Here is a 14,707-nt window from a genome sequence, read left to right on the forward strand (position 1 = left end):
CTGATTTTCAGCCCGTCCGGCGTTTGAGGACGAGCGCGCAGCGCGATCAGGGGGCGAGGGGGCGCAGCCCCCATGCAGTGACGGGAAGGGTAGGGGCGGCGGGGGCGAAAACCCCACCCCGGCCACCCCGCCACCTCGCCAGTGGATCAGACGTACTTCTTCAGCTCATGCCGCGCCAGCGACCGCTGATGCACCTCGTCCGGCCCGTCGGCCAGCTTCAGGGTGCGGGCGCCCGCCCACAGTTCGGCCAGGGGGAAGTCCTGACTCACACCCCCCGCACCGTGCAGCTGAACCGCCTTGTCGATGATGTCGACCACCGTCCGAGGCGTAGCGATCTTGATCGCCTGGATCTCCGTGTGCGCCCCCTTGTTGCCCACGGTGTCCATCATCCAGGCCGTCTTCAGCACCAGCAGCCGAAGCTGCTCGACGGCGACCCGCGCGTCCGCGATCCAGTTGTGCACGACCCCCTGCTGGGCCAGCGACTTGCCGAACGCCTCACGGGCCAGGGCCCGCCGGCACATCAGCTCGATGGCCCGCTCGGCCATGCCGATCAGCCGCATGCAGTGGTGGATACGGCCGGGCCCGAGCCGCGCCTGCGCGATGGCGAAGCCGCCGCCCTCCTCGCCGATGAGGTTCGCGGCCGGGACGCGCGCCCCGTGGAAGACGACCTCCGCGTGACCGCCGTGGGAGTGGTCCTCGTAGCCGTACACCTGCATCGCGCGCTTCACCTCGACGCCCGGGGTGTCGCGCGGCACCAGGATCATCGACTGCTGACGGCGGATGTCGGACCCTTCGGGGTCCGTCTTGCCCATCACGATGAAGATCTTGCAGTCAGGGTTCATGGCCCCGGAGATGTACCACTTGCGCCCGGTGACCACGTACTCGTCGCCGCCGTCCGCACCGCCGCCGGAGGTCCGCTCGATCAGCGTGGTGATGTTGGTGGCGTCGGAGGAGGCCACCTCCGGCTCGGTCATCGCGAACGCCGACCGGATCTCACCGGCGAGCAACGGCTCCAGCCACTGCTTGCGCTGCTGCTCGTCACCGAACTGGCTGAGCACCTCCATGTTCCCGGTGTCGGGCGCGGCGCAGTTCAGCGCGGTGGGCGCCAGCTGCGGGGAGCGGCCGGTGATCTCGGCGAGCGGCGCGTACTGGAGGTTCGTCAGCCCGGCCCCGTACTCGGAGTCCGGCAGGAAGAGGTTCCACAGGCCCTGACGGCGGGCCTCGGCCTTCAGCTCCTCGACCACGGCGGGGGTGTCCCACGGCGAGGCCAGCAACTGGCGCTGCTCGTGCGCGACCTCCTCCGCCGGATAGACGTACTCGTCCATGAAGGCGAGCAGCTTGGCACGCAGTTCCTCGGTGCGTGCGTCGAACGCGAAGTCCATGATGCGGTCAGCCTTCCTGAAGGGTGGTCAGGCCGTGCTCGATGAACACGGGCACCAGGTCGCCGATACGGTCGAAGCCCGCGCCGACGGTCTGGCCGAGCGTGTAGCGGTAGTGGATGCCCTCCAGGATCACGGCGAGCTTGAACCAGGCGAACGCCGTGTACCAGGCGACGGCGGACACGTCGCGCCCCGAGCGCGCGGCGTACCGCTCGATCAGCTCGGCCGGCGACGGGTGTCCGGCGGCCGTCGCGGTCGTGGAGACGGGGGAGTCGGCCAGCCCCAGCGGCATGCTGTACATGACCAGCAGGCCCAGGTCGGTGAGGGGGTCGCCCAGCGTGGACATCTCCCAGTCGAGGATCGCCCTGATCCGGTCGTCCTCGCCGATCAGCACGTTGTCGAGGCGGTAGTCGCCGTGCACGACGGTGGCGGTGGGGGAGTGCGGCAGCTCGCGTCCGAGGGCGGCGTGCAGTTCGTCGATCCCGGCCAGCTCGCGGTTGCGTGAGGCGTCCAGCTGCTTGCCCCAGCGCCGCAGTTGCCGGTCGAGGAAGCCCTCGGGCCGGCCGAAGTCGGCGAGGCCCACCTCGGCGGGGTCCACGGCGTGCAGCTCGACCAGGGTGTCGACGAGGCCGAGCACCGCGCCGCGCGTGCGCTCCGGGCCGAGCGGGGCGAGCTGCTCGGCGGTCCGGTAGGGCGTGCCCTCGACGAAGTCCATGACGTAGAACGGCGCGCCCAGCACCTCGGTGTCCTCGCACAGCAGGAGTGTGCGCGGCACGGGTACGGCGGTCGGGTGCAGCGCGCTGATCACCCGGTGCTCGCGCTTCATGTCGTGCGCGGTGGCCAGGACGTGCCCGAGCGGCGGCCGGCGCACGACCCACCTGGAGGTGCCGTCCGTGACCGCGTACGTGAGGTTCGACCGTCCGCCCTCGATCAGCCGGCCGGTCAGCGGGCCGTCGACCAGTCCGGGCCGCTCGCCGTCGAGCAGGCCGCGCAGCCGGTCGAGATCGAGACCTGGCGGGTGGTCTGGACTCATCGTGTTTCCTCCGTAGGCGGGGATCGGGACTCCCCTCACATGATGCCGACCGGTCGGTATGCCGTCCAGTGGGCGAACGAAACGTGACCGGCGTCTCGGCCGCGCAGGACCATGAAAGACCATGGGAGACCCCCGGGCCGTCACCTGCGGCCCGGGGGTCCCTGGATCTCCACGGGGCCGTCGGGCCCCGTGCCGCTCGGCTGCCTAGTGGTCGTCCCAGTGCCCCTCGTGACGGGCGTGGCGGTGACCGTCATGAACGTAGTCGACGTGGTCGCCGTGCGGCACCGCCGGGTGCCCGCAGCCGTCGCCGTGCTCGTGGTCGTGCCCGGCGTGGGAGACGTGCCCGGCCGGCTCGCACTCGTCCCAGTGCTCCGCGTGCCCGCGGTGCAGATGCCCGTCGTGCGCGTAGTCGACGTGGTCGCCGTGCGGCACCTCGGCGTGCCCGCAGTCCGGGCCGTGGGTGTGCTGGTGGGAGGGGTGCTCGTGGTGAAGCGTGGTGGTCAAGGTGCTCGCTCGCCTTCGGAGGTGCGGAGTGTGACATCGGCCAGGCTAGTCACCCGAACCGCAATACATCCGCCCAAAACGGCACAGAATCGGCCCCGGATCTCCGGAGGATGAGGGCTGTCGAAGAGCGAGAACTAGAAGACCAGCGCCGCCGCGCAGACTGCCAGCGCGATCGTGCACAGGGCGGCGGTGCTCGCGTGCCTCGGGGTGAACGCCGCCGGGGGTACGCCGCCGGACAGTGCGCGGATCCGCCGGTGCGCCACGGCGAGGAAGCCCAGCCACAGCGCACAGCACAGCGCGCACACGATCAGCGCGGTCACGCCCGGTCCGTCGCGCAGGGCCGACTTGCCGGCGAGCACGGCGGCCACGGTCGCCGCGAGGGTCGTCCGCCGCCAGGCCAGCCGGGTGCGTTCCGGCTGGAGCCCCGGGTCCCGGCCCCCGGGCCCGCCGGCGCCGGCCGTCACTACTCCCACCCCGCCAGTACGACGACCACCATCGCGACGGCCACCAGGGCGACGCCGATGCTCAGCAGGGCGGGGAAGCGGGACACCGGCAGGTCCTCGCCCCTGCGCATGGCGCGCTCGCAGCGCACCCAGTGGTTCACCGACCGCAGCGCGCACAGCACGCCCGCGGCCAGCAGCCCGAGTGCCAGTCCGGCCCGCCACTCCCAGCGCAGATCCGGCAGGAACTGGTCCACGGCGAAGCCGCCGCCGATCAGGGCGAGCGAGGTCCGCAGCCACGCCAGGAACGTCCGCTCGTTCGCCAGCGAGAACCGGTAGTCGGGGGTGACCCCTTCTTCCTCGATCCGCGCAGGCGCGAACCACAACCGGACGTTTCGCACAAACTCGATCACACGAGCGACCCTACCGGCCCCGTCCGGGGGCGCGGGGAACGGCGCAATCTTGTCGTTTTCGGGGGCGCGGGGAACGGCGCAATCTTTTGTCTTTTCAGGGGCGCGGGGAACTGCGCGACCAGCCCCCACCGGCCCGCACAGGTGCACGCACCTCAGCCCGCCCCCGCCGCCCCCTCTCGAAACGCCCGCAGCCGCGCGTACGCGGCGAGCCCGTCCGGCACGAACTCCCACACCCCCAGCCGCTCCTCCACCTCCTGCTCGGAGAGGAACGCATGCCAGGCGACCTCCTCCACCTGGGGCCGCACAGCCACCTCGCACCGCACCTCGTACACGGCCGACCACCAGCTCTTCCCGGCCCCGTCCTCGTACAGGAACTTGAACAGGAAGGACGGCCGGTCCAGCCCGGACACCCCCAGCTCCTCCTCGGCCTCCCGCAGCGCCGCCTCGTCGTAGCTCTCGCCCGCGCCCACCACCCCGCCGACGAACATGTCGTACAGGGAGGGGAACACCAGCTTGGTCGACGTGCGCCGGTGCACGAACAGGCGCCCCTGCGCGTCTCTCACCTGGATGAACGCGCATCGGTGCCGCATCCCGCGCGCGTACACGTCCGCGCGCCGGGCCCGGCCCACCACCTCGTCGTGCTCGTCGACGACGTCGAGAATCTCGTCAGCGGAACTCATCCGCCCATCAAAGCAGCCCGTCTCCGGCCCGCCCGGGCCGGTGAGGGATCAGCGCGGCTGCAGGTCCCGCAGCCGCTCCTTGAGCGCCACCCCGTTCGGCATCGCGGGATGCAGGCCCAGCAGGACGACCCCCACCACGATCCCGGCGAGCCCGGCGGCCTCCCAGGCGAGCGCCCCGGTGTCGGCCCGCAGCCGGTCCCCGAGGAAACCCACCCCGCAGACGATCCCGGCGAGCGGTTGCGCGGCGGTGAGCGCGGGCAGCGACATCCGCAGCGGCGCGGTCTCGAAGGCGCTCTGGACGAGCACGAGCCCGGTGATCCCGAGGGCGACGACCGCGTACAGCTGCCAGCTCGTGGCGAGCGCGACCCAGCCGCCGTCGGAGAAGCGGGTCCCGCTCACCCGGGTGAGCGCGTCCTGGACCCCGTACAGCAGCCCCGCCGCGACCCCGAGCGCCGGTCCCGAGCTGAGCCGGGACCGTTTGGCGTACGCCGTGAGCAGCAGGGCGAGGCCCACCATCACGCCGATGATCAGCCAGTGCCGTACCGGGTCGGAGATCGCGTCGCCGCCCCGCGGCTGTCCCGCCACGATGAAGGCCGTCACCCCGCCGGCCAGCAGCAGGAGGCCGCCCCAGCCCTGTCTGCCGAGCGGCTGGCGGGTCTGGCGCCGGGAGAGGACGAGGGCGAAGAGCAGATTCGTGGCGAGCAGCGGCTCGACGAGGGACACCTCACCGTGCGCCAGCGCGATCGCGCCGAGCGCCATGCCCGCGGCCATGAACCCGATGCCGCCGAGCCAGCGCGGTACCTTCACGAGGTCGAGGAGCAGCCGGGGGGAGAGGAAGTCGCCCAGGGGAGCGTGCGACGCCGCGTTCTGCTGGAGGACGAAACCGACGCCCAGACAGCAGGCCGCGCCGACGGCGAGGACGAGAACCAGAACCGACACGCTGCGTACCTCAAGACTTCGGACGGTGACGGGGCGGGGTGTGGTTGCGATCGACTGTAGCCCGAGTACCCGTGGCCCGGCAGTTGACTGGGTCACTCCGTTGCCCAAGGATCTGACCGATCAGTAACGACCGGTCGGTAACAAGCCGCAGGAGGACCCGCTCATGGCGTACGACGCAGATGTGATCGTGATCGGAGCGGGGCTCGCCGGGCTCGCGGCGACCGCGGAACTCGTCGACGCGGGGCGCAAGGTGATCCTCCTCGACCAGGAGCCGGAGCAGTCGATCGGCGGCCAGGCGCACTGGTCGTTCGGCGGCCTGTTCTTCGTGGACTCGCCCGAACAGCGCCGCATGCGGATCAAGGACAGCCGTGCGCTGGCCCTCCAGGACTGGATGGGCACCGCGGCCTTCGACCGTCCGGAGGACCACTGGCCCCGCAAATGGGCCGAGGCGTACGTCGACTTCGCGGCCGGTGAGAAGCGCGGCTGGCTCCACAAGCAGGGCGTGCGCTGGTTCCCGGTGGTCAGCTGGGCCGAGCGCGGCGGCTACGACGCGAACGGCCACGGCAACTCCGTGCCACGTTTCCACATCACCTGGGGTACGGGCCCCGGGATCGTCGCCCCCTTCGAGCGGCGGGTCCGCGAGGGCGTGGCGCGCGGCCTCGTCCAGCTGAAGTTCCGCCACCGCGTGACCGGTCTGTCGCGCAGCGCGGGCGCGGTCGACACGGTGAGCGGCGAGATCCTGGAGCCGTCGAACGTGGAGCGGGGCCGGGCCAGCGCCCGCACGGTCACCGGCGCCTTCGAGCTGCGGGCCCAGGCGGTGATCGTCACCTCGGGCGGCATCGGCGGCAACCACGACCTCGTACGCGCCAACTGGCCCGCGCGCCTGGGCGCCCCGCCCGAGCGGATGATCTCCGGGGTGCCCGCGCACGTGGACGGCCGGATGCTCGGTGTCGCGGAGGACGCGGGCGCGCACTTCATCAACCGCGACCGCATGTGGCACTACACCGAGGGCATCCAGAACTGGAACCCCGTCTGGGACAAGCACGGCATCCGTATCCTCCCCGGCCCCTCCTCGCTCTGGCTGGACGCCCGCGGCAACCGGCTCCCCGTCCCGCTGTTCCCGGGCTTCGACACGCTCGGCACGCTGGAGCACATCATGGGTACGGGCTACGACTACACGTGGTTCGTGCTCGACCAGAAGATCATCGGCAAGGAGTTCGCGCTCTCCGGCTCCGAGCAGAACCCCGACTTCACCGGCAAGTCCGTCAAGGGCGTCTTCCAGCGGGCGCGGGCCGACGTGCCGGGGCCGGTGCAGGCGTTCATGGACAAGGGCGTCGACTTCGTCGTCGAGAAGGACCTCCCCGCACTCGTCCGCGGGATGAACGCGCTCACCAAGGAGCCGCTCATCGACGAGGCGGAGCTGCGCCGCGTGATCACCGCGCGCGACCGCGAGATCGCCAACCCCTTCACCAAGGACCTCCAGGTGACGGCCGTCCGCGGCTCCCGCGCCTACCTCGGGGACCGGCTGACCCGCACGGCGACCCCGCACCGCATCCTCGACCCCAAGGCCGGCCCGCTGGTCGCCGTCCGCCTCAACATCCTCACCCGCAAGACGCTCGGCGGCCTGGAGACCGACCTCTCGTCCCAGGTGCTCACCGAGGGCGGCGACCCGCTGTCCGGGGTGTACGCGGCAGGGGAGGCGGCCGGTTTCGGCGGCGGCGGAGTGCACGGCTACCGGGCCCTCGAAGGGACGTTCCTGGGCGGCTGCCTGTTCTCCGGGCGCACGGCGGGACGGGCCGCGGCGAAGGCCGTGGACTGACGGTGCGGCCCAACTCACGTCGCTGGGGCCCGGGTTGACGCGTGTCAGCGACCGGAGGGCCTTGACGTGAACCCGTAACGAGGGGTTGGCTGTCCGTGACCGCGCGCTGACAGAACCAGTCAGCGGTGACGGCCGACCGGCCACACACCGGTCATGCACACCAGACCTGAATATCCGCGTCGTGCGAGGGAGTTCCGCGGTGTCCCCACCTCCGCCGCCCCTCGGCCGCGCCCGCAGGCGCGCGGTCCAGCCCTTCGACGCCGCACTCGACGACACCGAACTCGTCGCCGCCCGCGCCGCGTTGGCCCAGGGGCGGTGGACCGCCGTGCGCGCTCTGCTGGCCACGACCGGTGACGACTGGGACCGCCGGGGCCACCGCGTCACGACCCTCGCCCAGGAGAGCGGCACGCTCGCCTGGGCCCGCGACTGGCAGCTCGCCGAACCCGAGTCGGCCGACGCCGCCGTGCTGCTCGCCGTCACCACCGTGCAACGCGCCCTGAACGGCAAGGAGAAGCCGGCCAGGGCGCGTGAGGCGTGCCGTGTGGCGGCCGAGGCGCTGCCCGCCGATCCCACGCCCTGGCTCGGACTGCTGATGCTGGAGCGCGTCCTGGGCGCCGACCAGGACGTGGTGCAGCTCTTCGACGAGGTCCGCCACCGCTACCCCGACCACCACCACGCCCACCATCTGATGGTGGCCCGGCTCGCCGAGCGGCGCCCCGAGTCCGGGCAGGACCCGCTGCACGAGGTCTACGACTTCGCGACCTGGTCCGCCGAACAGGCGCCCGCCGACTCGCCGCTCGCGATCCTGCCCGTCGTCGCGCACGCCGAGCGCTATCGCGTCCTGGCCGCCGCGGGCAGCGAGTCCCCTGACCCGGTGGCCTCCGGGCACTGGGTGGGGCGCCGGGCGCGCCAGGTGATGAAGTCGGCCTTCGACTGGTGGCTGGAGTGGGAGCGCGACGACCATCCGCGCAGCCGGCTCGACCTCAACTTCCTCGTCCACGCCAAGTTCTGCGAGGGCCGGGGCGCCGAGGCCGCCGCCCTGTTCCACCGCATCGGACCGCATGCCACCGCGGTGCCCTGGTCGTACCCCGGCCGGGACCCGCACCAGGCCTTCCGCGCCGCACGCGAGAGCGTGCTCGGCACGGTCTGAACGACACCCGGCAAGTCAGCAGGCCGGCAAGAAAGAAAGTCAGCAAGCCGGCAAGAAAGTCAGCAAGAAAGCAAGCCACCCAGTCAGGCAGCAGCCTGTCAGCCGAAAGGACGATCCCGCCATGACGACGGGCACGAGCAGACCGGCAGCCGCCGACAGCGGCATCAGTACCTTCAAGGGCCAGGACCGGGCCCTGCGCTCCGACCGGCTCGGTACGGGGGGCCTGCTGCTCTCCGTCCTCGCGGCGACCGCCCCTCTCATGGTGGTCGCAGGTGTCATGCCCACTACATTCGCGGTGATGGGCATCGTCGGACAGCCGCTGCTCTTCGTCCTGCTCGGCGCCGTACTCGTCCTCTTCAGCGTCGGGTACGCCGAGATGAGCCGCCACGTCCACAACGCGGGCGCCTTCTACGCGTACATCTCCCGAGGACTCGGCGGCCTGGCGGGCTCGGGGGCCGCGGCGGTCGCGCTCGTCGCCTACAACGCGCTCCAGGTCGGCATCTACGGCATCTTCGGCTTCGAGGTGTCCGGCCTGTTCGCCACCTACCTCGACATCGAACTCGCCTGGTGGATACCGGCGTTGCTGGCCGCCGTCCTCGTCGGCGCCCTCGGCTGGCTCAAGATCGACGTGAACGCGCGCGTGCTCGGGGTGCTGCTGCTCATCGAGGTCGCCCTCGTCGTGATCTTCGACATCGCGGCCGTCGCCGACCCCGCCAAGGAAGGTCTGTCGCTGCACGCCTTCAACCCGGACACCCTCGGCGGGGCGGGCCTCGGCACCGCCCTGTGCTTCTGCATCGCCGCGTTCCTCGGCTTCGAACAGGCCCCCGTGTACGCGGAGGAGACCAGCCGCCCGCACATCCTGGTCCCCCGCGTGATGTTCCTCGCGATCGGCTTCGTCGCCGTCTTCTTCGCACTCAGCTCCTGGGCCCTGACCGTCGCCGCGGGCCCCGCCGGGATCGTGGGCGCCTCCCGGAAACAGAGCGCCGGACTGCTGTTCTTCCTGACCGAGTCACGGCTCGGCGACACGTTCACCGATGTGCTCCATGTGCTCTTCGTGACCGGCATGTTCGCCGCGATGCTCAGCTTCCACAACGTCGTCGCCCGGTACGCCTTCGCCATGGGCCGCGAAGGACTGCTGCCCGCCGCCTTCGGCCGGACCACGGGCGCGAGCGGCGCGCCCGGCACGGGCTCACTGCTCCAGTCGGCCGTCGCCGTGGTGGCCGTCGTGGCGTTCGCCGTCGCCGACGACAAGCCGGCCGGCGACCCGACCGCGCCCGTCCTGCACCTCTTCACCTGGATGGGCAACGTCGGCGCGCTCGGCGTCATCGTGCTGATGGCCGCCGCCTCGCTCTCCGTCGTCGTCTTCTTCGTCCGCCGGGGCGCCGGGCGAGCCCAGGCCTGGCGCCTGGCCTGCTCGGTGATCGCGGGCCTCTCCCTCCTCGTCATCGCCGTCTACACGATCAAGGACTTCGACGTCCTGGTGGGCGCGGGACCCGGCTCCGCACTCAGCTGGCTGCTCCCCGGCATCATCGTGCTGGCCGCCGCCGCGGGCGTCGCCCAGGGCCTGTTCCTGCGCGCCCGCAAGCCCGAGGCGTACGCCGGCATCGGGCTCGGCAACGAGGCGTTCCAGCTGGACAAGATGGACACGCTGGACAAGGCGGCGGGGGCCGACGCCTGACCGTCCGTTCCTGACCGCCCGCCCCCGATCGCCCGCCCCCGATCGCCCCTTCCTGACGGACGCGGTCCCTGAGAAACGCGTAAGAAGTCCTTACGGATGTCTGACGGGCACCCTCGGCCGCTGGCTTCTGGCGGCCGGGGGTGCTCGAATCGGTGTGTGAAACCGGAACCTTCGTCAGCGGCAGCGGGAGACCTCGGATCGGGCAACCCCGTATCGGGCGGTCCGGAAGAGGGCGGTGCCCCGGTGGGGCGCCGGCTCATGCTCGGGATGCTCGGACTCGGCGCCCTCGGTGTGGCCACCGCGCCCACCCTGCAGCGCGGCCTGGAATCCTTCCTCGGCAGCGCCGCCGACAAGGACCCCACCGGACTGACCGGACTGCTCCCCAACGGCGGCGGCTTCCGCTACTACTCGGTCACTTCCTCCGTCCCGCACAAGGACGAGGACTCGTACCGCCTGAGGATCGACGGCCTGGTCGACCACCCCGGCACGTACACCCTGTCCGACCTGCGCGCCCTGCCGCAGACGCGGATGGTCCGTGACGTCCAGTGCGTCACCGGCTGGCGGGTGCCCGACACCCCCTTCGAAGGGGTACGCCTGTCCCGGCTGCTGGACGCCGCGGGGGTGCGCCCCACGGCCGGGGCGGTGCGCTTCACCTGCTTCGACGGGGCGTACTCGGAGAGCCTGACCCTGGACCAGGCCCGCCGCGCCGATGTCCTGGTCGCCCTGCGCATGCAGGACAAGGACATCAACCACGCCCACGGCGGCCCCGTCCGCCTCTACGTGGCCCCCATGTACTTCTACAAATCGGCGAAGTGGCTCTCCGGCATCACCGTCACCTCGGACGTCCGCCCCGGCTACTGGGAAGAGCGGGGTTACGACGTGGACGCGTGGGTCGGCCGGTCGAACGGACGTGACGATGAGACCACCTGAGACCGACGCGTTGAAGACAGCGGGAGCCGCACCGGAGGCCCCTTCGGAAGCCGCACCGGAAGCCGCCTCGGAGGCCGGGGAGCGGCTCGCGGGCGCGCTGCGGGTGCGCCGCTTCACGCCCGCCGAACGCTGGGTGCACCGCACGACCGCCCTCCTGATGGGGCTGTGCGTGCTGACCGCGGGCTGCCTCTACCTGCCCCAGCTCGCCGAACTCGTCGGCCGCCGCGAGCTGGTCGTGCGCGTGCACGAGTGGTCCGGGCTGCTGCTTCCCGTGCCCGTCCTCGCCGGGCTCGCCTCGCGCGCCTTCCGGGCGGACCTGCGGCTGCTCAACCGCTTCGGCCCGCACGACCGGGTCTGGCTGCGCTCCGCGCTGCGCCGCGACGCCCGGCCCGAGTCCCGGCCGGCCGGGAAGTTCAACGCCGGGCAGAAGACGTACGCGGCCTGGATCGCCGGGGCCGTGCTGGTCATGGTCGGCACGGGGCTGCTGATGTGGTTCACGCATCTCGCGCCGCTGGTCTGGCGCACGAGCGCCACCTTCGTCCACGACTGGCTCGCGCTGACCATCGGACTCGTCCTCGCGGGGCACATCGGGATGGCCCTCGCCCGCCCGGAGTCCCGGCGGGGACTGCGGACGGGCTCGGTCAGCCGGGAGTGGGCCGAGCGGGAGCATCCGCTCTGGCGGCCGTGATCGGCGGACGGCACCTGTCGACGGGCCGTGGCCCAGCCCTGGCCCCGTCCTAGCCCAGCGCCGCCGCCAGGAGGCCGGCCGCCCCGGCGATCAGCGGTTCGTCCATCGGGGCGTCCGGGTCGGACGTGGTGGACAGGACCGACAGCACGACCGGTGCTCCGTCCGGCGTCCAGGCGATGCCCACGTCGTTGGTCGTGCCGTACTTGCCCGTGCCCGTCTTGTCGCCGAGCGCCCAGTCCGCGGGCAGGCCCTTGCGGAAACGATTCGTGCTGGTGGTGTTGGCCAGCAGCCACTCGGTCAGCTGCCGCCTGTCCCGGGGCACGAGCGCGTCACCGAGGGCGAGCTTCGCGTACGTCCGCCCGGCCGCGGCGGGGCTGGTGACGTCCGTCGTACGCCACGGCTCGGCCGAGTTCAGCGCGGGCTCATACCGGTCGAGGCGGGTGACGGGGTCGCCGATCGAGCGGCAGAAACGCGTGATCGCGGTCGGGCCGCCCAGTTCGCGCAGCAGCAGGTTCGCCGCGGCGTTGTCGCTGTGCGCCATGGCCGCGTGGCACAGGGCGGCGACGGTCATGCCGCCCGCGAGGTTCTCCGGGCGGCCCGTCACCGGGGAGCCCCCGGCGTCCGTGAGGTCCTGCTCGGTGTAGCGGATCACCAGTTCCAGGAACTCGCCGCGCCGGTCGAGGTCCCGCAGGACCGCTGCGGCGGCGAGGGTCTTGAAGACCGAACACATCGGGAAGGTCTCGTCCGCGCGGTACCGCACGGTCCTGCCCGTGGCGGTGTTGTGGGCGTAGACGCCGAGGCGGGCGTCGTGGGTGCGCTCCAGCTCTGCGAGCGCCTTGACGATGTCGTGGTCCGCCGTGTTCGACGTCGGCTTCGCCGCCGCGTGGGCCGACGGGGCCGCGCCCGTGACCAGCGCGGCGCCGGCGCCGGCGCTCAGGGCCAGCGCGGTTCGGCGGGTGGGGTGGAGGGGTGAGCTTTCCAAGGTGGCTCTCTCTTCCGCTGTGAACGGTGATCACTTGCGTGAAGGGAGACTTCTGGGGGGCTCGTGTGGTTCCTGTCGTGACCGGAAGTGGCGCGTTGTGGGTGGCTGGTCGCGCAGTTCCCCGCGCACCTGGGGGGCTTGTTCCTAGGAGGCGTGCCCCTCGGGGGTGAAGTCCAGCAGGATCTTGCAGGATTTTGTTCTGTCCGCTGCCAGGGTGAAGGCTGAGGGTGCCTCGGTGACGGGGAGAACCGCGCTGATCAAGTCGTCGAAGCGTGGCTCCCTCGCCAGGAGGGTGAGCGCGTCGTCGAACTCCTCGTCGAAGCGGAACGCTCCCCTGAGGTCGATCTCGCGGCTGACCAGCAGGTTGCCTGGGAAGGCGCTCCGGCCGGGCGGGAGCATGCCCAGCTGGACCACGGTCCCGCCGCGTCGCACCAGGCGCAGGCAGGTGTCCAGGCCGGCCGCGACCCCGGAGGCCTCGACCGCCGCGTCGACCTCGGACGGCCCGTCGGGAGAGGCCGGCTCGTCCGCGCGTACGGTGGAGTCGGCGCCCGCGGCCACCGCGTACTCCAGTGCCCGTGGCAGCAGGTCGGTCGCCGTCACGTGCGCGGCCCCCGCGGCCTTCGCCGCCGCGACGACCAGGCAGCCGATGGGACCGGCGCCGGTCACCAGGAGGTGCTTCCCGCGCAGGTCGCCCGCCCGGCGCACCGCGTGCAGGGCGACCGCCAGCGGTTCGGCCAGGGCGGCCCGGCGCAGCGGGAGGTCCGGCGGCAGCGACCTCAACTGGGCTAGGGGAACGGCGACTTGGGTCGCGAATCCGCCTTGTACGTGCGGGGTGCGGGCCGCGCTGCCGAGGTAGCGGGTGTCCCGGCACACGTTCCGGCGGCCGGCCGTGCACTCCGGGCACACTCCGCACGGGGTGGCGGGGTGCACCGCGACCGCCGTACCCGGGGCGGGAGCCGCGCCGGCCCCTGCCCCGTACGCGAGGACCGTGCCCACGATCTCGTGGCCGAGCACCATCGGCTCGCGGAGCCGGAAGTCGCCCACCCCGCCGTGCCGCCAGTAGTGGAGATCGGATCCGCACACCCCGCCGTAGCGCACGGCGACGAGCGCCTCGCCCGGACCGGGGGAGGGTGCGGGGAGTTCGTCCACCCTCAGGTCGCCCTGACCGTGGATCACGCAACCGAGCATGGGGACAGTCCCTTCCTGCGGCTCTCAGAGGACGCTGGTCATGCCGCCGTCGACGTACAGGATCTGCCCGCTGACGAAGTCCGCCGCCGGGGAGGCGAGGAACAGCACGCCACCCACCAGGTCCTCCGTACGCCCCCAGCGGCCTGCCGGGGTCCGGCGGCGGACCCAGGCGCTGAACTCCGGGTCGTCGACGAGGGGTTGGGTGAGTTCGGTCTCGATGTAACCGGGGCCGAGGCCGTTCACCTGCACCCCGTGCGGGCCCCAGTCGGCGCACATGCCCTTGGTGAGCATCTTCAGCGCGCCCTTGGTGGCCGCGTACGGCGCGATGCCGGGCCGTGCCACCTCGCTCTGCAGGGAACAGATGTTGACGATCTTGCCGTGACCGCGCGCGGTCATGCCCCGGGCGGCCTCACGGCCCACCAGGAACGCGCTGGTCAGATTGGTGTCGAGGATGCGGTGCCAGTCGGAGTCGGTGAACTCAAGGAGGGGGGACCGCAGTTGCATCCCGGCGTTGTTGACGAGGATGTCCAGCGGGCCCACCCGCTCCTCGATGTCCGCGATCCCGGCGGCCACCGACGGACCGTCGGTCACGTCGAAGGCCGCCGTGCGGACCTCGCCGGGCAGCCGGGCCGCGGCCTCGGTGAGCCGGTCGGCGTCGCGGCCGTTCAGCACGACCGTGCAGCCGGCTTCCGCGAGGCCCCGGGCCAGCGCGAGGCCGATGCCCCGGCTGGACCCGGTGACCAGCGCCGTACGGCCGCCGATGTCGAAGAGGGGGTGGGTCATCGCCGTACCTTTCCGGGGTACTTGTGGAGTACCTGCGAGCCGGATCGCTAGATCACCAGCGACAGCAGCAGCACCAGGCCTCCGGCGACCACCGAGATGAT

General features: G+C 72.0%; 15 protein-coding genes. 5 read left to right on the plus strand and 10 right to left on the minus strand.

Annotation, left to right across the window (positions count from 1 at the left end; translation table 11 throughout):
* Positions 1–146: 146 nt before the first annotated feature.
* The 7 genes from ACFWGJ_RS31410 to ACFWGJ_RS31440 form a co-directional block, all read right to left on the minus strand.
* On the minus strand, positions 147–1,382 hold the full coding sequence (locus ACFWGJ_RS31410) for an acyl-CoA dehydrogenase family protein (RefSeq protein WP_387331464.1): 1,236 nt from the start codon (positions 1,380–1,382) through the stop codon (positions 147–149).
* A gap of 7 nt (positions 1,383–1,389) precedes the next feature.
* Positions 1,390–2,412 (minus strand): phosphotransferase family protein, encoded by a 1,023-nt coding sequence (locus tag ACFWGJ_RS31415; protein WP_387331466.1) that lies wholly within the window; start codon positions 2,410–2,412, stop codon positions 1,390–1,392.
* Between the two features lie 204 nt (positions 2,413–2,616).
* Positions 2,617–2,916: a hypothetical protein gene (locus ACFWGJ_RS31420; RefSeq protein ID WP_387331468.1), complete on the minus strand. Its 300-nt coding sequence runs from the start codon at positions 2,914–2,916 to the stop codon at positions 2,617–2,619.
* Between the two features lie 134 nt (positions 2,917–3,050).
* On the minus strand, positions 3,051–3,380 hold the full coding sequence (locus tag ACFWGJ_RS31425; protein ID WP_387331470.1) for a DUF202 domain-containing protein: 330 nt from the start codon (positions 3,378–3,380) through the stop codon (positions 3,051–3,053).
* Positions 3,380–3,769 (minus strand): YidH family protein, encoded by a 390-nt coding sequence (locus ACFWGJ_RS31430; protein WP_387331472.1) that lies wholly within the window; start codon positions 3,767–3,769, stop codon positions 3,380–3,382. Before ACFWGJ_RS31430 ends, ACFWGJ_RS31425 begins: the two co-directional genes overlap by 1 nt.
* 152 nt (positions 3,770–3,921) lie before the next feature.
* Positions 3,922–4,449: an NUDIX domain-containing protein gene (locus tag ACFWGJ_RS31435; RefSeq protein ID WP_387331474.1), complete on the minus strand. Its 528-nt coding sequence runs from the start codon at positions 4,447–4,449 to the stop codon at positions 3,922–3,924.
* A gap of 48 nt (positions 4,450–4,497) precedes the next feature.
* Entirely contained in the window at positions 4,498–5,388 is an 891-nt protein-coding gene (locus tag ACFWGJ_RS31440; RefSeq protein ID WP_387331476.1) for a DMT family transporter, read from the minus strand.
* Positions 5,389–5,551: 163 nt separating this feature from the next.
* On the opposite strand from ACFWGJ_RS31440, the gene ACFWGJ_RS31445 reads away from it, so the two are divergent.
* The 5 genes from ACFWGJ_RS31445 to ACFWGJ_RS31465 all read left to right on the plus strand — a co-directional run bounded on the left by ACFWGJ_RS31445 (position 5,552) and on the right by ACFWGJ_RS31465 (position 11,653).
* Complete coding sequence (locus tag ACFWGJ_RS31445; RefSeq protein ID WP_387331478.1) at positions 5,552–7,207, plus strand: FAD-binding dehydrogenase; 1,656 nt, start codon at positions 5,552–5,554, stop codon at positions 7,205–7,207.
* 199 nt (positions 7,208–7,406) lie between these two features.
* Entirely contained in the window at positions 7,407–8,357 is a 951-nt protein-coding gene (locus tag ACFWGJ_RS31450) for a hypothetical protein (protein ID WP_387331480.1), read from the plus strand.
* Between the two features lie 121 nt (positions 8,358–8,478).
* Positions 8,479–10,035, plus strand: coding sequence for an APC family permease (locus ACFWGJ_RS31455; protein ID WP_387331482.1), 1,557 nt, complete (start codon positions 8,479–8,481; stop codon positions 10,033–10,035).
* A gap of 258 nt (positions 10,036–10,293) precedes the next feature.
* Positions 10,294–10,965, plus strand: coding sequence for a molybdopterin-dependent oxidoreductase (locus ACFWGJ_RS31460; protein WP_387331492.1), 672 nt, complete (start codon positions 10,294–10,296; stop codon positions 10,963–10,965).
* Entirely contained in the window at positions 10,952–11,653 is a 702-nt protein-coding gene (locus ACFWGJ_RS31465; RefSeq protein WP_387331484.1) for a cytochrome b/b6 domain-containing protein, read from the plus strand. Before ACFWGJ_RS31460 ends, ACFWGJ_RS31465 begins: the two co-directional genes overlap by 14 nt.
* 49 nt (positions 11,654–11,702) lie before the next feature.
* On the opposite strand, the gene bla is transcribed toward ACFWGJ_RS31465, so the two are convergent.
* The 3 genes from bla to ACFWGJ_RS31480 all read right to left on the minus strand — a co-directional run bounded on the left by bla (position 11,703) and on the right by ACFWGJ_RS31480 (position 14,606).
* Positions 11,703–12,635: a class A beta-lactamase gene (gene bla / locus ACFWGJ_RS31470; protein ID WP_387331486.1), complete on the minus strand. Its 933-nt coding sequence runs from the start codon at positions 12,633–12,635 to the stop codon at positions 11,703–11,705.
* Positions 12,636–12,779: 144 nt separating this feature from the next.
* Entirely contained in the window at positions 12,780–13,823 is a 1,044-nt protein-coding gene (locus ACFWGJ_RS31475; RefSeq protein WP_387331488.1) for an L-idonate 5-dehydrogenase, read from the minus strand.
* 24 nt (positions 13,824–13,847) lie between these two features.
* On the minus strand, positions 13,848–14,606 hold the full coding sequence (locus ACFWGJ_RS31480; protein WP_387331490.1) for an SDR family oxidoreductase: 759 nt from the start codon (positions 14,604–14,606) through the stop codon (positions 13,848–13,850).
* Between the last annotated feature and the right edge of the window lie 101 nt (positions 14,607–14,707).

The organism is Streptomyces sp. NPDC060205, from assembly GCF_042728395.1.
Taxonomy (GTDB): domain Bacteria; phylum Actinomycetota; class Actinomycetes; order Streptomycetales; family Streptomycetaceae; genus Streptomyces.